23 protein-coding genes are annotated in these 20,842 nt (G+C 70.4%); 4 read left to right on the top strand and 19 right to left on the bottom strand.

Features of this window, described 5'->3' with window-relative positions:
* Nucleotides 1-26: 26 nt before the first annotated feature.
* From ABZ887_RS37755 to ABZ887_RS37770, 4 genes are all read right to left on the bottom strand, one after another.
* A complete protein-coding gene (locus ABZ887_RS37755; RefSeq protein ID WP_361300083.1) occupies nucleotides 27-629 on the bottom strand; it encodes a TetR family transcriptional regulator in 603 nt (200 codons plus the stop codon).
* Between the two features lie 24 nt (nucleotides 630-653).
* On the bottom strand, nucleotides 654-1,457 hold the full coding sequence (locus ABZ887_RS37760) for a hypothetical protein (protein ID WP_361300086.1): 804 nt from the start codon (nucleotides 1,455-1,457) through the stop codon (nucleotides 654-656).
* Between the two features lie 159 nt (nucleotides 1,458-1,616).
* The gene (locus ABZ887_RS37765; RefSeq protein ID WP_361300369.1) at nucleotides 1,617-3,725 is read right to left on the bottom strand and encodes an aminoglycoside phosphotransferase family protein; all 2,109 of its coding nucleotides are present in this window, start codon (nucleotides 3,723-3,725) and stop codon (nucleotides 1,617-1,619) included.
* A gap of 348 nt (nucleotides 3,726-4,073) precedes the next feature.
* On the bottom strand, nucleotides 4,074-4,946 hold the full coding sequence (locus ABZ887_RS37770; RefSeq protein WP_361300089.1) for a winged helix-turn-helix domain-containing protein: 873 nt from the start codon (nucleotides 4,944-4,946) through the stop codon (nucleotides 4,074-4,076).
* A 175-nt stretch (nucleotides 4,947-5,121) separates the two neighbouring features.
* Between ABZ887_RS37770 and ABZ887_RS37775 the strand changes: the two genes are divergently transcribed.
* Complete coding sequence (locus ABZ887_RS37775) at nucleotides 5,122-5,280, top strand: hypothetical protein (RefSeq protein WP_361300092.1); 159 nt, start codon at nucleotides 5,122-5,124, stop codon at nucleotides 5,278-5,280.
* Here the strand turns inward: ABZ887_RS37775 and ABZ887_RS37780 are convergent.
* Both ABZ887_RS37780 and ABZ887_RS37785 read right to left on the bottom strand, forming a co-directional pair.
* The gene (locus tag ABZ887_RS37780; RefSeq protein WP_361300095.1) at nucleotides 5,277-6,071 is read right to left on the bottom strand and encodes an HAD family hydrolase; all 795 of its coding nucleotides are present in this window, start codon (nucleotides 6,069-6,071) and stop codon (nucleotides 5,277-5,279) included. The genes ABZ887_RS37775 and ABZ887_RS37780 overlap by 4 nt on opposite strands.
* A complete protein-coding gene (locus tag ABZ887_RS37785) occupies nucleotides 6,020-6,889 on the bottom strand; it encodes a GntR family transcriptional regulator (RefSeq protein WP_361300098.1) in 870 nt (289 codons plus the stop codon). The genes ABZ887_RS37780 and ABZ887_RS37785 overlap by 52 nt, the downstream gene beginning before the upstream one ends.
* A gap of 143 nt (nucleotides 6,890-7,032) precedes the next feature.
* On the opposite strand from ABZ887_RS37785, the gene ABZ887_RS37790 reads away from it, so the two are divergent.
* On the top strand, nucleotides 7,033-7,224 hold the full coding sequence (locus ABZ887_RS37790; RefSeq protein ID WP_089101768.1) for a hypothetical protein: 192 nt from the start codon (nucleotides 7,033-7,035) through the stop codon (nucleotides 7,222-7,224).
* Between the two features lie 29 nt (nucleotides 7,225-7,253).
* Here the strand turns inward: ABZ887_RS37790 and ABZ887_RS37795 are convergent, their stop codons facing one another.
* The 3 genes from ABZ887_RS37795 to ABZ887_RS37805 form a co-directional block, all read right to left on the bottom strand.
* Entirely contained in the window at nucleotides 7,254-8,174 is a 921-nt protein-coding gene (locus ABZ887_RS37795) for a winged helix-turn-helix domain-containing protein (protein WP_361300101.1), read from the bottom strand.
* Between the two features lie 317 nt (nucleotides 8,175-8,491).
* The gene (locus ABZ887_RS37800; protein WP_361300104.1) at nucleotides 8,492-9,736 is read right to left on the bottom strand and encodes a GNAT family N-acetyltransferase; all 1,245 of its coding nucleotides are present in this window, start codon (nucleotides 9,734-9,736) and stop codon (nucleotides 8,492-8,494) included.
* A 131-nt stretch (nucleotides 9,737-9,867) separates the two neighbouring features.
* The gene (locus tag ABZ887_RS37805) at nucleotides 9,868-10,461 is read right to left on the bottom strand and encodes an aerial mycelium formation protein (protein ID WP_361300107.1); all 594 of its coding nucleotides are present in this window, start codon (nucleotides 10,459-10,461) and stop codon (nucleotides 9,868-9,870) included.
* 169 nt (nucleotides 10,462-10,630) lie between these two features.
* Between ABZ887_RS37805 and dtd the strand changes: the two genes are divergently transcribed.
* On the top strand, nucleotides 10,631-11,056 hold the full coding sequence (gene dtd, locus ABZ887_RS37810; RefSeq protein WP_294005195.1) for a D-aminoacyl-tRNA deacylase: 426 nt from the start codon (nucleotides 10,631-10,633) through the stop codon (nucleotides 11,054-11,056).
* Here the strand turns inward: dtd and ABZ887_RS37815 are convergent.
* The 9 genes from ABZ887_RS37815 to ABZ887_RS37855 form a co-directional block, all read right to left on the bottom strand.
* Nucleotides 11,034-12,908 (bottom strand): helix-turn-helix transcriptional regulator, encoded by a 1,875-nt coding sequence (locus ABZ887_RS37815; RefSeq protein ID WP_361300110.1) that lies wholly within the window; start codon nucleotides 12,906-12,908, stop codon nucleotides 11,034-11,036. The genes dtd and ABZ887_RS37815 overlap by 23 nt on opposite strands.
* Nucleotides 12,909-13,064: 156 nt before the next feature.
* On the bottom strand, nucleotides 13,065-14,030 hold the full coding sequence (locus tag ABZ887_RS37820) for a folate-binding protein (protein WP_361300113.1): 966 nt from the start codon (nucleotides 14,028-14,030) through the stop codon (nucleotides 13,065-13,067).
* Nucleotides 14,031-14,040: 10 nt separating this feature from the next.
* The gene (locus tag ABZ887_RS37825) at nucleotides 14,041-14,517 is read right to left on the bottom strand and encodes a Fur family transcriptional regulator (protein WP_361300116.1); all 477 of its coding nucleotides are present in this window, start codon (nucleotides 14,515-14,517) and stop codon (nucleotides 14,041-14,043) included.
* Between the two features lie 43 nt (nucleotides 14,518-14,560).
* Nucleotides 14,561-15,136 carry an FABP family protein gene (locus ABZ887_RS37830; RefSeq protein WP_361300119.1) on the bottom strand — a complete coding sequence of 192 codons (576 nt, stop codon included), beginning with the start codon at nucleotides 15,134-15,136 and terminating at the stop codon, nucleotides 14,561-14,563.
* 226 nt (nucleotides 15,137-15,362) lie between these two features.
* Complete coding sequence (locus ABZ887_RS37835; protein ID WP_361300122.1) at nucleotides 15,363-16,337, bottom strand: hypothetical protein; 975 nt, start codon at nucleotides 16,335-16,337, stop codon at nucleotides 15,363-15,365.
* Nucleotides 16,334-17,278, bottom strand: coding sequence for a hypothetical protein (locus tag ABZ887_RS37840; RefSeq protein ID WP_361300125.1), 945 nt, complete (start codon nucleotides 17,276-17,278; stop codon nucleotides 16,334-16,336). Before ABZ887_RS37840 ends, ABZ887_RS37835 begins: the two co-directional genes overlap by 4 nt.
* On the bottom strand, nucleotides 17,275-18,072 hold the full coding sequence (locus ABZ887_RS37845) for a hypothetical protein (RefSeq protein ID WP_361300128.1): 798 nt from the start codon (nucleotides 18,070-18,072) through the stop codon (nucleotides 17,275-17,277). Before ABZ887_RS37845 ends, ABZ887_RS37840 begins: the two co-directional genes overlap by 4 nt.
* A gap of 98 nt (nucleotides 18,073-18,170) precedes the next feature.
* Entirely contained in the window at nucleotides 18,171-18,530 is a 360-nt protein-coding gene (locus ABZ887_RS37850) for a DoxX family protein (protein ID WP_361300131.1), read from the bottom strand.
* Nucleotides 18,527-18,997: a cupin domain-containing protein gene (locus ABZ887_RS37855; protein WP_361300134.1), complete on the bottom strand. Its 471-nt coding sequence runs from the start codon at nucleotides 18,995-18,997 to the stop codon at nucleotides 18,527-18,529. Before ABZ887_RS37855 ends, ABZ887_RS37850 begins: the two co-directional genes overlap by 4 nt.
* Before the next feature lie 80 nt (nucleotides 18,998-19,077).
* Between ABZ887_RS37855 and ABZ887_RS37860 the strand changes: the two genes are divergently transcribed.
* Entirely contained in the window at nucleotides 19,078-19,926 is an 849-nt protein-coding gene (locus ABZ887_RS37860; RefSeq protein WP_361300137.1) for a LysR substrate-binding domain-containing protein, read from the top strand.
* Between the two features lie 98 nt (nucleotides 19,927-20,024).
* Here the strand turns inward: ABZ887_RS37860 and ABZ887_RS37865 are convergent, their stop codons facing one another.
* A complete protein-coding gene (locus tag ABZ887_RS37865; protein WP_361300140.1) occupies nucleotides 20,025-20,765 on the bottom strand; it encodes an SDR family oxidoreductase in 741 nt (246 codons plus the stop codon).
* Nucleotides 20,766-20,842: the final 77 nt, after the last annotated feature.

Genomic DNA, 20,842 nt, shown 5'->3' on the forward strand with positions numbered 1-20,842 from the left:
CGGGTTAAATTTTTAACCCGAACCCGTCAGTCGTCCGCGACAGCCCGCTCCAGCCGCCCGAACGCCTCCTCCGCCGCCCGCACCGCGTCCTCCCGCACGTCCTCGACCTGCTCCCCCGCCACGATCCGCCGCCAGTTGTCCTGCGCGAGGATCCGCTGTACGGCGATGATCTGGCCGGCGGCCAGCCGGTCCGCCAGGGTGCCGCCGAGGGCCTCGGCGAGCGCGGCCTCCGACCGCTCCAGGTAGGCGTACTGGCGGGCGACCAGGGTGGGGGTGCTGTTGAGCAGGGTGTGGAAGGCGAGGACCTGGGGGTGGTCGTTGAGCCCGGTGATCGGGTCGCCGCGCCGCAGGCCGTCCAGGAAGTGCGCCCTCAGTACCCCGACCGGCGACCCGGCCCCCGTGACCAGCCGCGCGGCCTCCGTCTCGTGGTCGGCGATGCGGTGCAGGACCAGGTCCTCCTTGGCCGGGAAGTACCGGAACAGCGTCGGCTTGGAGATCCCGGCGGCGGCGGCCACCTCGGCGACCGACACCGCGTCGAACCCCTTCGCCAGGAACAGCCGCACGGCGATGTCCGACACGTCCTCGTACATCCGCCGCTTCTTGCGCTCACGCAGGCCCATCTCACCCATGGGGCCGAGCCTACGCAGCGGGGGTCAGGCCGACGGGACCTGCCGCCAGTGCGGGAGCTTCGCAAGGCTCCACAGGTCGTCGAAATGTTTGGCCCAGGTCGCCACCGCCGCCTCGGCGACGCCCTCCCGGGACCACACGTTCAGGTCGGTCCGGTACCCCTTGGGGTCGTAGTACTCGTCGCCCAGGTGGTGCAGCCGCATCCGCACGGACAGGTCGTACAGACCGTGCAGCACCTGTTGCCGGTTGAAGATGCAGATCTTGTCGCGCGGGATGCCGGGATAAAGGCGGTACTCGCACTCGACACGCACCCGGCCGGTCGCCGTGAGCCGCTCCGCGAGCTCGGAGAGGATGCCGTCGTACTCACGGCACCGCTGCTCCATGCGCTTGCGGAAGTCGGGATCGTCCACGGGCAGGTCCTGCTCCCCGACCTTGGAGGGGACCGTCATCGGCTGACCGAAGTCCGGGACGAGCATGCGGACCTGCACTCTGCGGGTGGGGCCGGGGTGGTCGAAGAGGTCTTCCAGGCGGTGGTAGAGCGTGGTGTAGAGCGTCTCGCCCGTGTAGCCGAGAAAGCTGATCTCCACTCTCCGCGCCTCGAAGGCCTCGCTCACGAAGCTCCCCAGCTGACTGGAGTTCACCAGCGCCCGGCTCGGGGCACGGACGGATGACGTCAGCTCCTTCACCTGGTCGTAGAGCACATAGCCGACCAGGCTCAGCAAGGCACCGCCGAGATAGGCCTTGCCCTCCAGGGCGTCCCCGACCGGCTTCACGAACTGGGCCGTGAGGCCGGTGACGAAGATGCCGAGCAGCAGGACGCGGGTCACCACCGGCTCGACCCGCTCCTGAAACCGCCTCAGCCGGGATGGCCCGGTGTCGTCCGTCGAACCCCCGCTCCGCCCGGACATACCCGCCCCCTCCGCGCGACGCTGCCCGGCCGACGCCACGGACCCATGGGCAAACGCGTATTCGGTCCAGTCATGGTCCCCCTAGGCCAGGGCACGGGCAAGATGGGGATTCGCCGTTGCGCGGGCCGGCAGCCCCAGGGAGCCGATCGCCGCCGCCAGTGTCATGGCGTACGAGTCCACGGCCCGGCGGACGTTGGGAGCGTCCAGGCTCGCTCCGGTAACCAGCCGGTCCAGGTCCACGTAGGCGGACCGGACGATCTCGATCCACCGGTAGACCCGCCAGTCCTGCTGCCAGGCATGGGTGTAGGCGGCCGGCAGCAGGCGCTCCCAGCGCCGGAACATCCGGTCACGGATCTCCGGCCGGGTCGGGGTGAGATGCATGTGCCGCACCAGGTCGTACAGCGGGTCGCCGACGACCGCCATCTCCCAGTCGATGATGGTGAGCGCCATGTCGTCGTCCCTGCGCACCAGGTTCCAGGGGTTCAGGTCACCGTGCAGGAGGATCGGTCTGCGATCGGTCACCTCGTGCCGGGCCAGTATCTGCCGCAGCCGCTCGGCATCCGGCAGGCCGAGCTGCCTGGCGAGTTGCTGCGACTCCTTGGGCAGGTACCCGACCAGCAGGACGAGCTGGTCGCTCAGGTAGTTGTAGAAGTTGTAGCCCGCCATTCCGGCGGCCGGGTCGAGCTTGGCAAAGTCGACGTCCTTCAGCGCACAGAGCTGGTCGATGAGCCGGTCCGCCTCGTGCGGAAGCAGGCCGTGCACGGGATGGTTGGGCGGCCGGTCGATGTCGAGCGGCCCTTCGTAGGTGTGAATGGCGAAGCTGTCTTTCCGGTACTTCCCCGGATAGCTCTCGCCGAGGGCCAGAATCTTCGGTGCCGCGACCGGAACCCTGGAGGTCTCGATGGCTCTGAGCACGGCATGCTCACTGAGAAAACTGCGTTCGCGACGGAATACCTTCTGCACTTTGCGTCGCACCACAACCGGGAAATCGATACCGGGAACGCGCACCACGGAATTCAGGTGACCGGTTCCCTTGAACACCCGGCCGGCCGGGGCCGCGCCCTCTGCGTGCAGCGCTCCCGGCACGGCCAGAAAAGGAAATTCCGGGCGCTCGGGGAAACGTTTGTCCGGCCTCCAGGGCACGGTGACGAATCTGGAGAAAAGCCCCTTGCGTGCCTCGCCCCGGGAAATCCGCCATCGGAACAGCACACGCTCGATCTCGGCCTCGCTGGGCAGGTGCCGCAACCTCAACGGCGCCTGCGCCACCTCCAGGGCACGGCGCACCGCCACCGTGGCCCCGTCCAGGCCCTTCTGGTCGAACGATTCGTCCAGGGACGTCGCGGCCCGCATCACGTCCGGGTAGACGGACTGCGCCTGCTCGAAGGCGACGTAGTGACGCAGGTCCCTGCCCACGCCGTTGACAGCTCCGGGCCGGGTGCCCTCCATGGCCCGGGCCCAGGCCTCGACCACCTCGGACCACGCGTGGTCCGGGTACTGCATACGCACCAGATGAGTCGCCAGGTCGTGGAGCGGGTCGCCGTAGGTGGCCAGTTCCCAGTCGACACAGATGAGCGACGGGTGACCGCCGTAGGGGACGATCAGGTTGTCCCGGTGCAGGTCCGCGTGGAGCAGGCTGTACGGCCGACGCACCATCACCGGCACCCGCTCCGCGAACCTGGTGAGTGCGTCCTCCGGGATTCCCAGCGCCGCGAACAACCCGCCGAAGAGGGTCAGGTTGGCCCGCCGGATCTGCTGGTCGGCGCAGTGCGCCAGCGTCTGCAGAAACCCCTGGCTACTGGTCCACGAGGTCGGCAGGGGCGGCAGTGTGGCCCGGCGCACCTGGGTCATCTGCGCAAGGAGCTGGGCGATTTCCTCGATCAGCAGCCTGTCGACGGGTTTGCCGTTGCCGCAGACGCTGGACAGCGGCACTCCTTCCACATAGCTGTGAATGGCGAACCCGTTTCCCTCGACGAGGCATTCCGGCACATTGGGCAGCGCGGTTCTGACGGCTCTGAGGATCTGCTCCTCGTTCCGCCAGGTCCTGATCACCACGGGCAGCGCGTCGGCACGCCGGATGCGTACCGTCACCGACATACCGGGGTCACGCCCCAGCAGCTGCGCCATGCGGCTGGTCAACGGCAGGACGTAGTTCTTGTTGTGGTGCCCGCTGTGCGCCTTGCCGCGCTGCATGGCAGGGCGCACGATGTCCTGGTAAAGCGCATGATGTGCGCCGGGTTTGGCGCGTTCCCCAAAGGAAATAGGGGGAACAGAAGATGCGCCCACTGGCCGCTCCGGAATTGCTAACGCTGGCTGGAAAGTACGGCAAACGGTAAACGCGGCTGACTGCCCGCACGACCAGAGGCGCAATCGAGTAGCCACAACGGGTGGGTTCGGTGCCCCGCTGCGTCAGGTCGTTCTGAGAACGGTGTGTTTGGCCTTCTCATACGTAGGAACCGGAGCGGTTGCTCAGATAATGCGGGCATGCTAGCGCACCGCGGTTGTCCCCACCTTTGGTCCGGCCAAGACCTGACAGAAGCGCTACTCGGCGAGCAGGTTCCAGACCGACTCGAACCAGGACCGCATCTTCAGCACGAAGACCGATCCCGGCGAGTCCGGATCGGCGTCCGCGACGTGGTGCGTCAGCATGGCTCCCAGTCCCAGCACGTCGAGCGCGTCGATCTCCTCGCCGGTGTCCAGGATGATGAGCCGTTGGATGACCTCGTAGAGGGCGTGCAGCACCTCTGTCATGTTGATGACGTAGAGCTTGAAGGCCGGCACCAGGCGCACATGCCTGATCTGGAAGTCGACGGACGGCACCAACCGCTCGGCCTGCAGATCCCGCAGCGCGGTACGCAGCGATTCCGTGTGCCGGTCGGTGATGGCGCGCATCCGCTCCTGCAGCCGTGGATCGTCCTTGTCCTGCCTGATCACCGGATACGGCAGGTCGAGCTGAGGATCAGGCAGCAGCAACCGTACGACGATGCTGCCGGGGGCGATGGCACCGGCCCGGATCCGCTCCGCCTGGAGCCGGATGTGGGTGTCGAGGGACTCCGAGGTCAACGTGAAGACGTCCAGGGAGACTTCGGACTGCTCGAACGCCTCGCTGATCAGCGGCCCCAGCATCATCACCTGCCGTGACCTGCTGGCCTTGGCCGTGGTGGACTGCACACGCTGGATCTTGACGACCCGAGCCGGGCTGCCCTGGCGGGATTCGATCCACCCCTCGTTGCCCAGTTCGCGCACCACCCGTTGGACGGTGTCACGGGACACCCCGAACTCCTTGGCGAGCTTGCCCTGCGCGGGCAGTTCGGCACCCAGCTGGTACGTTCCGTCAACCATCCGGGTCCGCAGCGCCTCCGAAACCTGCCGGAACGCCTTGCCACCACCGTCACGTACCTGCCTGGCCGCCATACAGCGAACTTTCCTCCCACAGCCGCCATGCAAACACAATCCGGTCGGACAGGAAGCCAGGCAGCATTGCCGGTTAACGGATCAACCTGCCCGGGCATGCCTGATACTGACCGGCAACCAGGCAGGTGGGCCCGGGTGCTGCACGGTCGACCGAAGCTTTCAGGGGGCGGACGCCATGGAGTTACGGGCACTCGGGATCACGGTACAGATCGACGACCTGCTGCAACTGGCCGTCACCCTGTCGAATGTGATCGCCATCCTGGTGGCATGGCGCCGCAAGCGCATCGCTCCCCCGGACACCCCGCAGCAGACAGACCCGCCCGGCACCGCCTAGTACCGCAGTATCTCCAGCAACGGCCACAAGGACCCCACCACGTGCTCCGCGCCGGCCTCGGCCAGGAGCTTGGCCTTCCGGGCGTTACGCGCGTAGCCCAGAAACGGCACCCCGGCCGTCCGGGCCGCCTGGAAGTCCGTGGGTGAGTCGCCGATCATCAGGGCCGCGCCGGGGGCGGCGCCCATCGCGTTGAGGGCGCGGTTGAGGCAGTGCGGGTCGGGCTTGAGGCGGTGCAGGTCCTGGGTGCGGCCGTAGATGTGCGGGGCGAAGCAGGGGGTCAGGGCGCGGTCGTCGAGGTAGGCGCGGACCACCCGGGGGGAGTTGTTGGTGGTGACCGCCATGCGGGCGCCACGCGCACGCCACGTCTGGATGACGATGTCCGCGAACGCCGTGGGCATCGCCGTCGACGTGGCCCGCAGTTCCTCCTTGGTGAGACGTTCCTCCAGCTCCGCGACCAGGTCGCTGCCCGGGTGCCGGCGGTCCACGGCGCGCAGTACCAGGTGCGGGTCGAGGGAGTCCCGCTCCGTGTCCGTGACCAGGCTGTGCAGGCCCCGGTCCGCCAGCCACTCGACCAGGTCGCCGGCCACGCCTGCCGCCGAGTGGCCCGCGAACAACCGGCAGATCGGCCCGTCGAAGTCCCAGAGGACGACACGGGCGTCTCTGACCTGTCGGGTGAGCTCTTCGGTCGTGTTCTTGCGCTCGGTCGCCACCAGTTCAGTCTGCGTCGTATCAGAAGTCACTAAGAGAGTGTCAGGTCCGTCGTGATGGTTTCCCAGAGGGCGTCGAACCACTTCTGTGATTGCTCCACGAACGCGGCGTCCCGCTGGCTGGTTCTCTTCTCGAAGGAGAAGAGGAGGGATTCCGAGCCGACGGCGTCGTACATGTCGAGCAGGCCGTCCTCCGTCTGCTCCTCGCGGCGGGTGACCGTGTAGTACGCGAACAGCGCCTCCGCGCCGTTGAGCAGGTACAGCTTGATCGGCGGGGTGAACGGCAGGGCCCGGAAGGTGACGTTCACGTCGATCTTGTGGGTGGAGCGCAGGCCCTGGAGGTTGTACTGGAGCACCTGGCCCTGGGCGTTGCGCATGCCGAGCCAGCGGTTGTGGACCGTGTCGTCGTCGCCCTCGACCGCCGTCGGGAAGGCGAGCGCGATGTCCCGGCTGGGCAGCAGGACCCGGACGTCGATGCGTTCGGGGCGGAACCGGCCCTCGTGGATCATGCGCAGCGGCTCGGCGAGGGCCGGCAGCAGGCTCTGGGCGGTGAGGCAGGCGGCGTCGATGCGGACGTGCTCGGCGGCGAACGCCTCCGTCATACGGGGGCCGAGGCCGACCATCGTCGGCTGGGGTTCGTCGAGCACCGGGGCGGACGGCTCGGCGATGCGCGGCGGGCTGCCCTTGCCGACGTCGACGAGGAAACCGTCGTCCTGCAGTGCCCGCACGGCCTGGCGAACGGTGCCCCGCTCCACCCGGAACTCCTCGGCCAGTTCGGCCTGGGTGGGCAGGCGGTCGCCGGCCTTGAGGTCGCCCGAACGGATGCGTTCCCGCAGGGCGTCGGCGATCTCCTTGGGTGTGCTGCCGCCGTTCACTGCCACGTTCTCCTGAGTCACGACCAAACGCTACAACTTTGATCCATCTGGCGGGAGTTGTTTGAAGGTTGTTTATAAGTAGTGGCCAACTGGGGACAACTTAATCAGAGTTGGTTACCAACTTGGTCAAGTTGGCGGAAGCCTTGCTTCCCGACTGATGGGGGAACACCATGCCCGCCGCCCTCGCTCTCGTCTCCGCCGTCTTCGTCATCGGCTTCGAGCAGATGGTCCAGTCGAAGTACGGTGCCACTGGCATTATCGGCCTGCTCTTGCTCACCGTGGGGATCAAGGCCAAGAGCCCGGCGTTCAGCTCCGCCGGCGCCGTCCTGCTCGCGCTGATGCTGACCGGGCCCGCCCTGTAGGGACCGTCCTGCAGGGACCGACGGGCCGCCTAGGCCGTCAGGTGCAGTTCCGAACTGATCGTCTCCCACAGGGCGTCGAACCACCTCGTGGACTGGTCCACGAACGTGGTGTCCCGCAGCCCCGCGCCCTGTTCGAAGGCGAAGAGCATCGACTGCGTGCCCTCGGCGTCGTACGTCTGCAGGTGCTCATGGTCGATCTCCCGCTCGTGGCGCCCCAGTGTGTAGTACGCGAAGAGCGCCTCCGCCCCGTTGAGCAGGTACAGCTTGACCGGCGGGGTGAACGGCAGGGCACGGAAGGTGACGTGCACGTCGATGCCGTGCGTGGCGCGCAGCGCCAGCAGGTTGTGCCGCAGCACCTGCCCCTGGGCGTTGCGCTGGGCCAGCCAGCGGTCGTGCACCGCGTCCTCGGCCGAGGCGTCGGCCGCCACCGCCGTCGGGAACGCGAGGTCGATGTCCCGGCTCGGCAGCAGCACCCGGACGTCGATCTTGGCCGGTTCCAGACTCCCCGCGTGGATGAGCCGTAGCGGCCCGCCGAGCGCGAGGTTGAGCGAGACCGAGGTCAGGCAGAGCGCGTCGATCCTCACGTGCGAGGCCGCGAAGGCCGCCTCTATGCGGGGGGTGAGGGCCACCATGGTCGGTTGCGGCGGTGCCTCCGGGCCCCTCGCGGGCCGCGCCGGGCCCTGACCCTGGGCCACCGTCGCCGGAGCGCCCTTCGACACGTTGGTGAGCAGGTGCTCCGACTGCAGGATGCGCAGGGCCTGCCGTACGGCTCCGCGCTCGACGCCGAACTCGTCGGCCAGTTTGGCCTGTGTGGGCATGCGCTGGCCCGGCCGCAGCACCCCGGACCTGATCCGGGTGCGCAGCTCGTCGGCCACCTCGCGGTGTGACGCCTGAGGCCGCTGTGACCTCTTCCGCCCATTGACGGAGGCGAGTTCCGGGTCCACGGACAAACAGTACAACTTCCCGCCATCTTTCGGCAGTTCACGGGAAGGTGGTTATGAGTCGCATCCAAGTGGAGATAAGTACTCTTGAGTTGGTCACCAACTCAAGCAACATGGTCATACTTCCTCGGCGGTTGGCCATCCGGGTTCCCTTCCGGAGGGGAGCCGGGAGCCCGGTCCACCAGGGCCGACTGTCGGGGCGCACGACCAGCACACGGCACAGTCACAACTGAACACCGACAACCGAACACAGGCAGACCCGCACAGTCACAACTTCACAGCTCGCTACGGATCGAGTACCGCCCCCGGGAGGAAGGAGACCCGTCTCAGAAGATGTCCGGGCACCAAGGACGCCCGGACGTGCGCAGCAGGGCGTCGGCCTCCCGGGCGGCGCCCACTCGCTCTTCCCGGACCCGTCCGAGCGCGTGCAACCGCGCCACGGACTGGTCCCCGAGCCAGACGCTCGCCAACTCGGCGATGTCGAGGGTGAGTTCGGGGGTGTCGGTGGTCGGGGTGCAGGACGCGCCTTCGGGGGAGGCGTCCAGCCGGAACCGGCCGCCGGCCAGCCCCTGCCGGTCCGCCACCTCAAGGACCAGCGAGCCCGCCCTGTCGTACGTCCGCGCCTCCAGAGCCCGTACGACGTCCAGGATCCGCACCCACAACCAGTCCGCCTGGTTGGTGACGCGTGCGGCGCGCGGGTCGGGCAGGTAGTGCGGCAGCAGGTCGTCCGGCGACCGCCAGCCGGTCTTCACCCGGGTGATCCAGTCGATCGAGCACAGGTAGTGCCACAGCGCGCGCTCGGCCGCCGGGGTCGTGCCGAGCAGCCAGTGCACCTCGGCCGTGTTGTACGGCTGCTTGCCCTGCCAGTTGTCGTCCGACTCGTAGGACGCGATGCCCTCCACCTCGCCGGCCGCCGAGCGGTACACCGCGAAGTAGGGCTCCTTCCACTCCTCGTCGAAGCGGACCACGCCGGTGCGCAACTGCCACCACAGGTCGGTGCGGCTGACCGCGCCGGGGGTGCTGCGCCGGATGCGCTCGTGCAGGTCGGGGCCGAGCTTGCGGATGTCCTCGCCGTCGACGAGGTCGATACGGCCGCCGTCCCCGGGGCTCGACCAGCGCGGGTCCAGGCCGGACCGCGGGACCTCGATCGTCCACTCCGTCAGCGTGGTCGCCGGGCCGAAGCCGTAGCGGCCGTAGATCTGGTACTCGGCGGCGATCAGGGTCGCGACGACGTCGCCGCGCTCCTTCGCCGCGGCCAGGTCCTGGCTCATCATGCGGGTGAGCAGGCCGCGTCGGCGGTGGGTGGGGGTCACGGTGACGTTCGAGATGGCGTCGGCGGGGACGGTCGCGCCGCCGACCGCGGTCAGCTCCTGGTCGAAGGAGCGGAACGTCGCGACGCAGCGGGGGCCGTCGAAGGCGCCGAGGAGTCTGCCCGGGACGAACTGCCTTCGGCGGGCGTCGAGTTGGTCGGCCGAGAGGGTGGGGGTCTGGAGGAAGCCGGTGGACAGGGCGCGGTGCCAGTCGGCGAGTTCGGGTTCGGTTATGGGGCGGACTTCGACGGCGTCAGTCATGACAGCACGGTAGGTGGTGGGTCGGGGTGGTGCCGATCGAATTTCGGGTGCGGGTGGGTGGGGGTTGATCGCGCCCACGCGGCGGAGCCGCATATCGATACAGTCCCGCGCCCCTTTCGGGGCGCTTCGCTTCAGGTCAGTAGATCGTCGACCTGTGCCTCGCCCTCCCGGTACCTGCGGGTGATCTCGCCGCTCGAGTCGTCGGCCGTCCGCTGCAGGCGCTGCCGCCGCCGCGACACCTCCTGTTCGTAGCGGACCAGGCGGCCCATCGCCGCCGTCAGCTCGGTGTCCGTGCGGGCCCGCAGGTCGGAGAGTTCGACCTCGGCCAGCATGTCGGCCGCCAGCCTGCCGTACTCCTCGTTGTGCGGGGTGCCCAGGGTGACGTGGCGGGCGGAGGAGCGGTGGCGGGCCGGGGCGTCCGTGAGGATCTCCGGGAGGCGGTCCACGACGGAGGCCGCGCCCGCCGGGGAGCGGCGGGCCAGCTCCGCGCGCAGGATGTCGATACGGCCCTGGAGCAGCCGTCGTACATAGCTCAGGTCCGCCTCGTCGCGCTGGGCGTCCCGGCGCAGGACGCGCAGTTCGGGCAGGCTCAGGCGGGCCAGGTCGTGCTCCGGTGGTTCCGCGGGCAGCGGGATGTCCTCGCCGCGCTGTACGGGCGGCCGGTGCAGGCTCTGCGCGCTCTGCGTGCCCTGCGTCCTCAGTCGCCCGGTGCTCGGTGTGCTCATGCGTCTCAACCGTCCCCTCGACCGGCGTGTGGAAGCATGGTGCCACCCCAAGTGGCCGCAATGTGACCGAGTGCCCCCGAACGGCCCTAGTTGGGACGTTAAGGATCAATAATGGGCCCCGTGGCAACCCCCTGCGAGGGCCGGGCGGGCACCGGGCATGATGGTCCGCATGCGAGCGGTGGTACAGCGGGTGGACGGCGCGAGCGTCGTCGTGGACGGCGAGACGGTCGGCGCGATCGAGGGCGAGGGCCTGTGCGTGCTCGTCGGCGTGACCCACGAGGACACGAAGGAGAAGGCGGCCCAACTCGCCCGGAAACTCTGGTCGATCCGCATGCTGGCGGACGAGCGGTCGTGCAGTGACGTCGACGCGCCGCTGCTCGTCATCAGCCAGTTCACGCTCTACGGCGATGCCCGCAAGGGGCGGCGGCCGACCTGGAACGCGGCGGCGCCCGGGGAGGTGGCCGAGCCGTTGGTGGACGAGGTGGTCGCGCAGCTGCGGTCGCTGGGGGCGACGGTGGCCACCGGGCGGTTCGGGGCGCAGATGCGGGTGTCGCTGACGAACGACGGCCCGTTCACCGTCCTGCTGGAGATGTGAGCAGCTTCCGGCAGTCCCGGGCCAGGGCCGCCATGCCGAGCTCCTCCGCCGTGCCGAGCGCGGTCCGGGCCAGACCCTGGGCGGCGGCCCGGGCGGCAGTTTGGGCGGCGGGCGAGCCGGTACGGAGCCGGGCGCGGGCCTCGTCGAGGCGGAGCCGGGCCATCTGCGCCGGGTAGCGCTGCGCCAGGCGTACGGCGCGGGCGAGGTGTCCGAGCGCGGTCTCCGGTTCGCCGGCGACGAGCGCGAGCAGGGCGCTGAAGCGGGCGGTGGGGCCGAGCAGCACGGTGGGCCAGCCGGCCAGGACCAGTTCGTCGCCGTGCGCGTCGAGGAGGGCGCGCAGCGCCGGGACGTACGCCGACACCTCGGTACGGCGGTCCGTGCGCTCCGCCAGTTCGGCGCAGACCAGGGCGAGGGTCGCCGCGGTGGGCAGGGCCCAGCCGCTCGGCGGGAACCGGGTGAAGCCGTCGGCGTCGGCGGCGAACGCCCGCAGCTGGTCGGCGGCCTGTTCGTACCGTCCGGTCTCGCACAGCGCCAGGGCGAGGCCCGCCCGCCACACCGGGAAGTAGCCGCGGCGCTGGACGCCGGCCATCCGCGGGGAGGCGAACAGCTCGGCCAGGCGGCCCTGTTCGTAACGCAGCCAGAACTCCTGGCCGAGCACGGTCTGGCTCAGGGCGTCCGCCGGCATCGACAGCCCCGTCTCCATCGCCGCCGCCACCTCACCGGCCTCCCCGAGGATCCATCCCTCGGCGGCGCCGAACTCCCCGCGCCACAGGTTCATCAGGGCGTCCAGCGTGCCCTGTTGCCAGTGCGCGAGGCGGCTGCGGTGCCGGGCCGCGTACTCGCGGTGGCGGCTGAGGGTCGCCTCGGCGGCGGGCACCCGGCCGGTGCGCAGCTGGTCGATGGCGAGGGCGACCAGCGCCTCCCCCTGGAAGTAGGCGGAGTGGGAGCGGACGGCGAGGTCGCGGAGCTCGGTGGAGAGGGCCAGCAGGGTGCGGGCGGGCTCGAAGTCGTACAGCGCCCAGCGGGTCTCGGTCAGCACCTCGCAGCGGGCCTCGTCGCCGACGCCGCCGGGTGTTCCGGGCGGCCGGCGGCCGCGCTCGCGCAGCTCCGCCAGCGCCTGGCGGGCCAGCCGGGCGCCGGTGCGGGGTTCGGCGCCGGTGACCGCGGTGTCGTCGCCGATGGCCATGGCGAGCTTCTTGGCCCGGTGGGCGGTGAGCTGGAGCCGCAGCTCCACCGCCCGGGTGTCCTCGCGGCCGGCCAGCGCGGCCAGGCAGGCGTCGATGCGGAACAGCAGGTCGCGGTCGACCTGCCCGGGGTCCGACCAGCGCCGGGCGCTGCGGACGACGGCGTGCGCGCGGGCCAGTTCGTCGCCGCCGGCGGCCTCGTAGGCGGCCTGGTAGTGCCGGCCCGCCTCGTACATCTCGCCGAGCAGGTGGCGGGTGTCGCCACGCCGGATGTGCTGGTCGAAGGCGGCGCCGTAGCCGCTCGGCCGGGCGGGCGGGTCGACGGCCGGGACCGGGACGGAGGCCGGGGCCGCGACGGAGGCCGAGGCCGGACCGGGGGGCGGGCGACGCCGGGTGGCGCGGCCGGGCTGGTCGGCCTCGGCCCGTTTCTCGTCCCGTCTCTCGTGCTGCTCGGGTCCGGGCGGCAGCAGGGCGAGCAGGGCGCCGTCGGCCCGCAGGGCGGCGTCACAGCGCTCGGCCAGCAGCCGGCCCGGGGGCCGCAGGCCGTTCTCCACCCGGCTGAGATAGCTCTTGCTGTAGTGCACCCGGCGGGCCAGCTCGGCGAGGGAGAGGTCCGCGGCCTCCCGGCGGACGCGCAGCGCCTCGGCGAACTCCTCCTGCGGTGTCACGGCGCCTCCCCCCGGGGGCACCCCGCTCATCGGATCGAACACGTGCACACCGTGTCCAAGTGGTCGCTGCCCGTTGCCAATTATGGAGTGTCAACGGCATATCCCGCAGCGAGCTTGCGGAGATCCACAGCCTGTGGACGGATCCCCGCGGCGGGGCTACGGCTCGACGATCACTTCCTGTGCCGCGGCCGTCTCCCCCGCGATCAGCCGGGCGTCCGCCGGGACGTTGCGCTTGACCAACGCCAGGGCCACCGGCCCCAGTTCGAAGTGGCGTACCGACGTCGTCACGAAGCCGATCTTCCGGCCGTCCTCGCCCTCGTCGGCCACCCGGATCTCGGTCCCGTGCGGCGGCAGGTGGACGTCGCTGCCGTCCAGGTGGAGGAAGACCAGGCGGCGCGGCGGCTTGCCGAGGTTCTGCACCCGGGCCACGGTCTCCTGGCCGCGGTAGCAGCCCTTCTGGAGGTGCACCGCGGTGCCGATCCAGCCCAGCTCGTGCGGGATGGTCCGGTGGTCGGTCTCGAAGCCGAGCCGGGGCCGGTGGTGCTCGACGCGCAGCGCCTCGTAGGCGAGCAGCCCGGCGGCCGGACCCGCCTTCTGTGCGTACGACTCCAGGTCGGCGCGGGGCAGGAACAGATCACGGCCGTATGCCGTCTCGCGGACGACGGCGCCGTCCGGCACCTCGGCGATGGACCCGGCGGGCAGGTGGACGACGGCGAAGTCGTCCGTCCGGTCGGCGACCTCGACCCGGTAGAAGAACTTCATCGACTCCAGGTAGGCGATCAGCGCCTCCTGGGTGCCGGGCTCGACGTGCGCCCAGACGGTCGTACCGTCGTCGACCAGGTACAGCGCGTGCTCGATGTGGCCGTGCGCGGAGAGGATCAGCGCCTCGGTGGCCTCGCCGGCCGGCAGCGCGCTGACGTGCTGGGTGAGCAGCAGGTGCAGCCAGCTCAGCCGGTCCTCGCCGGTGACGGCCACGACCCCCCGGTGGGAGAGGTCGACGAAACCGGCGCCGTCGGCGAGCGCGCGCTGCTCGCGGAACAGGTCGCCGTAGTGCGCGGCGACGCCTTCGTCCACGCCCTCGGCGGGCACCGCGCCGGGCAGGGACAGCAGAGGGCTCTTCATATGAGTAAGCCTACGACTCGGTAATTGAACTCTGGACGGACGCCGACGCGGGAGACGCCCCCTTGCCCCTCTTCAGCGCACAGTCCTTGCAGCGCCCGAAGATCGCGAAGTGCTTCATGTCCGTCTCGAAGCCGAAGTCCCGCCGCAGCTTGGCGGTGAACTCCGCGGCCACCGCCACGTCCGCCTCGATCACGTTGTCGCAGTCGCGGCAGACCAGGTGGATGTGGTGGTGCCGGTCCGCGAGGTGGTACGTCGGCGCCCCGTGCCCGAGATGGGCATGGCTGACCAGCCCGAGCTCCTCCAGGAGCTCCAGGGTCCGGTAGACCGTCGAGATGTTGACCCCCGACGCCGTCTTCCTCACCTCACCGAGGATGTCGTCGGGGGTCGCGTGCTCGAGGGTCTCCACGGCTTCGAGCACGAGTTGCCGCTGCGGCGTCAGCCGGTAGCCGCGCTGCCTTAGGTCGCTCTTCCAGTCGGTGCTCACCACACCGAAAGTCTAGAACTACTTCCAATGTTCCGAACTATCGGAACTACTTGAAGAACGCGATGCCGTCGTCCGGCATGTCGTCGGGGAGGGCCTTGGCCCAGCGCTCGACGTCCTCCGGGGTGACGACCTTCTTCAGGTGGGCCGACATGTAGGGGCGCAGCTCGACCTCGGGGGTCTGCTTCTCGCCGACCCACATGAGGTCGCTCTTGACGTAGCCGTACAGCCGCTTGCCGCCGCTGTACGGGGCGGAGGCCGCCGTCCGGGCCACGGCGTCGGTGACCAGGTCGATCTGCGGCGTCTTCGCGGCCATCTCGCCGTACCAGATCTCGATCACGCCGTCGTCGCGGACCATCGTGACCTCGACCTTGCGGTCGGCGTCGATGCGCCAGAAGCCGGACTCCGACTCCAGCGGACGGACCTTGTTCCCGTCGTTGTCCAGCACCCAGGTGTGGGAGTGGTACTCCAGGAAGTCCCGCCCGTCGTGGCTGAAACTGACCTCCTGGCCGAAGTTGCACTTCTCCGAGCCCGGGAAGTCGTGGACGCCCGCGCCGGCCCAGCTGCCGAGCAGGAAGGCGAGCGGGACCAGGTCCTTGTGCAGGTCGGACGGAATCTCGATCATGAGTGGGGGTTCCTAGGGTCGGACTCGGTTCAGCGCTGGCCCTGGTACAGCTTCTTCACGGTCAGCCAGGCGAAGGCGACGACGCCGACGCAGACCAGGACCAGCAGGGTTTCGAAGAAGGCTTCCACGGGTGCTCCTTGAGCGAAGGCGGGCGTACGTACAAGAGCCGGGCCCCAGCTTACGCGGCCCGGGCCCGGCCCTCTTGGCGAGGTACGCCCGCGCGGGGTCAGCCCAGCAGCTCGCCCTGCAGGGTCACGGTCTGCCGGAAGGGCACGGCGAGCGCGCTGCCCTTCCGGGACTGGACGATCACGGCGACGGTGTCCCCGGAGGCGAGATACGCCTCGCGGACCTGTTCGGCGCCGTACGGCCTGGCCTCGTGGACCAGGACCGTGCGCACGTCCGCCACCTGCGCCGCCTTCGGGAGGAGGTCGTCCGGCTCGAACGCGTCGCCGCCCCGTACCCGGTAGATCGGCGCCTCGTTCACCGTGAGCTCGTCGCCGAGCACGTGGTCGGCGACCGCCCCGGTGTCGAACTGCAGCAGGTAGACGCGGGTGTGCGTGCCGTCGGCGGTGGTCCAGCCGCGGGCCGCGATGTGCCGCAGCCCGTTGTCGGTGAGCCGCTGGCCCACGTCCTCGCGGTCCGGCGCGAGCGAGAACTCCTTGAGGAACGTCTTCGTCGCCAGCCAGCCGTCCGTCCCCTTGAGCGACGCGTCGGCCCTCGCGCCCTTCGGCGCGGGCAGGACGAGTTCGCGCAGGTCGGCGTAGTGGGTGCCGGCCGGGTTGCGAGCGTCGTCGTTCGGGCCGGGGCTGCCGGCGGGCAGTGGGGGTTTCACGAGGACGGGGTACGCCCAGCGGCCGTCGGAGTGCGTGGCGAGACCGGGGACGTCGGTGCGGTCGAGGCCGGCGATGCCGTACGCCGTCCCGCCACCGACCACCGCGAAGACGGCGACCGCGGCACCCCAGCGGAGCGCGGCGCGCAGCAGGCGCCGGTCCTTGGGAGCGGGCTGCCTGGGCTGGGCCTCGGGGTGCTCGTCGGGGCGTTCCTCGGGGCGCTCCTCGGGGCGTTCCTCGGGGCGCTCCTCGGGGCGTTCCTCGGGGCGCTCCTCGGGGCGCTCCTCGGGGGCGGCTGCAGCAGTGGCGTCGACGGCAGTGGCGTCAGCGGTGACGTCGGGTTCCGGTTGCTGGTTCACTTCCATGGTCATACGGCCGCCCCCGGCTCCTTGATGCGGTCGAGCTGTGCGCGGAGCATGTCCGCCGCGCTCTGCTTGTCCAGCGGCTTCGCCGCGGTGGCCGTCGCGGTGACCAGGATGTCGCCCACGTAGCCGGAGCAGAACATCGTGTCGAGCTTCACGTCCTTGCCGGCCGGCGTCAGGAAGCACGCGGTCGAGTCCTTGTACCCCTTGATCTCCGGGCCCTTGCGGAACACCTTCAGCGCGTCGAAGAGCTCCTTCTGGACACCGGCCGTGGAGCGGACCGTCCGCTCGTTCCCCATCTGCGCCAGCACGATCTCCATCGTGTACGGGTAGCCCGGCGCGTCCTTGCTCACGTAGCTGCGCATCGCCATGCCCCTGACCGGGTTCCGGTCCATCTGCCGCTCCAGCTCCCGCCGCTGCGAACGCGGCAGGTCCTTGATCGACTCCTTGCGCAGCAGGGTCGCCTGCGCACCGGTCAGCGCGGCGTCCGACCCGAACTCGGCCATGTCCGGGCCGCGCCCGTACGTGTCGGAGCCGTACGGCAGCAGCATCCCCCGGAGACCGCCGGCCGAGGCCGCCTTCGTCTCCTTGGCGGCCTTCGGAAGGCTCCAGACGGGGGCGCCGGGGTCGCGGTCGGCGTCGTGCACGGCGACGACGGTCCAGGCCCCGGCGCCGAGCACGGCCGCGGCCAGGACGCCGGAGGCGACGAGGACGGCGATACGACGGGGGGCACGGGGGCGCTTCGGGGTGGGGGCGGCGGGGGCGGGGGCCGCGAGGGCCGGGTCCGGGGCGTCGGCCGCGGGCTCGGCAGGCGTCGACTCGGCGGGCGTCGACTCAGTGGCCGCAGGCTCGGCTGCTGTCGGCTCGGCGGGCGTCGACTCGGTGGCCGCGGGCTGCTGGGCGGGGGTCGGCTCGGGGGTCACGGAGGTTGTTTCCTGGTTCTCGCTCACAGCTGCTCCATCTGCCGCTTCGCGAGGTCCAGCACCTTCGCCTTCGGGATCGGCTTCGTGTCGTAGATCCAGACCTGCATCTCGATGTCCCCGCGCCAGGCGTGCGCCTCCGCCGAGTACAGGCTCACGCCGTAGGAGGTGTCGGGCTTGGAGCGGACGTACACCATGCCGTCGCCCGTGCCGGGTATCGGCCAGCTGTGGGTGTCGTAGTTGTCCGGCGTGATGGCGTAGTAGTTGCCGTCGGACGCCGCGTCGGCGGCCTCCGTGCCGGTCTCCTCCTGGCGGAACTGGACCAGCCTGATCTGCACGCTGAACGTGCTGCCCTCACGCCAGTCGGTGACGGCGGCCCGGCGGAACTCCTCGTCCTCGGTCAGGCTCCGGAAGGCCCCTGCCGGGTACTTGAAGGTGTCCGCGTACTCGGCGAGGTCCATCCACCCGTCGTCACCCACCTCGACGACTCCCCTGCCCGCCCCGCGCGGCTTCTTCAGCAGCAGCTTGCGCAGATCGCCGTCGACCTTGACCTTCCGGTCCCGGGCGGCCGACAGCGGCTCCGGACCGGCGCCCTTCGCCTGCGCGATCGACGGCTGGGAGAGGGGCGGCAGGGCGGTGGGCTCGCGGTCGGCCTGCACGAGGTAGCCGACGCAGGTGCCGGCCACGACGCCGAGTACGGCGGCGCCGGCGATCAGCGCGGCGGTACGGCGAGGCGTTGCCGACGGTGTTGCCGGTGGTGCCTCGGGCGGTGTCTCCGGTGGTGTTTCCGGTGGTGTTTCCGGAGGTGTATCTGATTCGTCCATTTCGTCCCCCTGTGCACAACGGGAACGTGAATTCCTTGATCCACGCCCCACAGGAGACTCATGGTCCGTTCAGTGAGTTGTACAAGGATTAATCACGATCAGGACACCGCCGCCAGCCAGCCGGTCACCGCGGCCACGAGCGACAGCGCGACATTGAGGCCGACCTGACGGTCCCCCATCCTCAGATGGACTCCGATCGCGCCCACCTGGAGAACGGCGAAGCCGACGGCCGCGACCAGGGCCAGCCAGGGCGCGACACCCGTGAGCCGCGGCAGCACCAGGCCGACCGCACCGAGCACCTCGACGCCCCCGATCGCCCGCACGGCCGCCATCGGCATGCCGTCCACCCACGCCATCATCGGCCGCAGCCCCTCCCGGCTCCGTAGGACCTTCAGCCCGCCCCCGTAGAGGTAGAACAGCGCGAGCAGGCCGGCCACGGCCCAGTACGCGCCCCTCACGAGGCAGGCTCGGTGGCGTAACGGCTCATCGCGTCGATGTTCGCCTGCCGGGTCGGTGCCGCACCGGTCGCGAACATGTCCCGCAGGTCGCGGAAGTACTGCACGTACAGGTCGGGCGTGAACGTGCTGAGCATGACGGCCGGTTCGCCGGTGACGTTGGCGAAGGTGTGCGGGGCGCCGGGCGGCACCATGACGAGCGTCCCGGCCCCGGCGTCGTACTCCTCGTCCCCGACGGTGAAGCGGACCGAGCCGGAGATGACGTAGAACCCCTCGTCGTGCCGGGCGTGCCGGTGCTGCGGCGGGCCGGGGGTGTGCGGCGCGAGGACGGACTCGGCGAGACCGAGCCGGTGACCGGTGGTACGCCCGTCCTCCAGGACCCGCATACGGGTGGTCCCGAGCATCAGCACCTCGCCGTCGCCGGGTCCGACGACGGATACGGCGGGGGTGTTGTTGTCGTGAGTCGTCATGCGTCGATTCGACGCCCCGGGCGGCACGGCCGTCCAAGACCTGTTCCGTCGCCCCGATACCCGATCGGTATCGTTGCAGCATGGAGCTACGTACGCTGCGCTATTTCGTGGCGGTCGCCGAGGAACTCCACTTCGGCCGGGCCGCCGCACGGCTCCATATGAGCCAGCCCCCGCTGAGCCGTGCGGTCAGGGCGCTGGAGGCCGAGCTGGGCGCGCGGCTCTTCGAGCGGTCGCCGGCAGGGGTCGCCCTGACCCCGGTCGGAACGGTCCTGCTGGACGAGGCCCGCGCACTCCTCGACCAGGCCGACAGGCTGCGCGTGCGGGTCGCTACGGCGGCGGGCGCCGGGGTGCTCACCGTCGGCCTCCTGGGCGACAGCACGGATCCGGGCGTACGGCGGCTGGCCCGGGCGTACCGCGAACGGCACCCGGGCGTCGAGATCCGTATCCGCGAGACCGACCTGACGGACCCCACGTGCGGATTGCACGCCGGTGCCGTCGACATCGCGCTCACCCGTGCGCCGTTCGACGAGACAGGGCTGGTGGTACGGGAGTTGCGCGCCGACCCGGTGGGAGCGCTGCTCCGTGCCGACGATCCGCTGGCCGGCCGGGAGAACCTGGAACTGGCCGACCTCGCCGGCCGGCGCTGGTTCCGGTTCCCGGAGGACACGGACCGGCTCTGGCAGTCGTACTGGAACGGCGGGGAGGTGCGGGAGGGGCCGGTGGTGCGGGCCGTCCAGGAATGCCGGCAGGCCGTGCTCTGGAACGGCACGGTCGGCATGACACTGGCCGGCCACGACCCGGGAGCCGGCCTCACGGTGGTGCCGGTCGCCGACATGCCACCGAGCCGGGTGGTGGTGGCATGGACGGAGGGAGACGGCAATCCGTTGCTGCGGTCGTTCGTGCGGGTGGCGGTGGCCGCCTACCGGTGATCGCCGCGCCGGACCGGTGACAGCCTGCGTCCGAGGGCATGGGAGATCCGGGGGATGTCCCCCGTTCCGATGCCGGGGCGGGCCGGCGCCGTTGAGCGTCAGGCCTGCACGGTCGGCCGGACGACGATCTCGCTGATGTCGATGCCGGCGGGCTGCTCGATCGCGTAACCGATCGCGGACGCGACGGCGGAGGGCGGCATCGCGATCTCGTCACGCTGCCGAGCCAGTGCTGCCGCCGCCTCGGGACTCCCTCCCCTGCCCACCCCCTCGGTGTCGGTGAACCCGGGTGAGACCAGGGTGACCCGCAGGTCAGGTCCCGACTCCTGCCGCAGCCCTTCGGTCAGCACCTTCACCGCCGTCTTGGTCGCCGCGTAGACACCCTGCGGGGATTTCACGACGTTGGCCGCGGTGGAGGCGACGTTGACGAACTGGCCGGAGCACTGCCGCCGGAAGACCGGAAGCGCGGCCCCGATACCGTTCAGCAGTCCGGTGACATGCGTCGCGACCATCGCGTCCCAGTCGTCCTGGCGCAGTTCGTCGAACGGTGACACCGCCATCGTGCCCGCGTTGGAGACCAGGACGTCGAGCCGCCCGAACCGGTCGACCGCCATGTCCGTCAGCCGCCCCAGGTCCGCCCGGCGCGTCACGTCGACGACGGCCCCCACGGCCGAACCGCCCTTCGCCGTGATCTGGTCCACGACCTGGTTCAGCCGGTCCTCCCGCCGGGCCCCGAGCACGAGCCGTGCGCCCCGCTCAGCAAGGTAGGCCGCCGTCGCCGCACCGATACCACTGCTGGCACCCGTGATCGCCACGACCTTGCCCTCGATCCCTGATGACATGATCAACGCCCTTCCCAAGGGGATGTGCGCAGGCCAGAGCATGGCCTACGATGGAAGTGGAGGCGCCACCACTTACC

Source organism: Streptomyces sp. NPDC047061 (assembly GCF_040643955.1).
GTDB lineage: Bacteria > Actinomycetota > Actinomycetes > Streptomycetales > Streptomycetaceae > Streptomyces.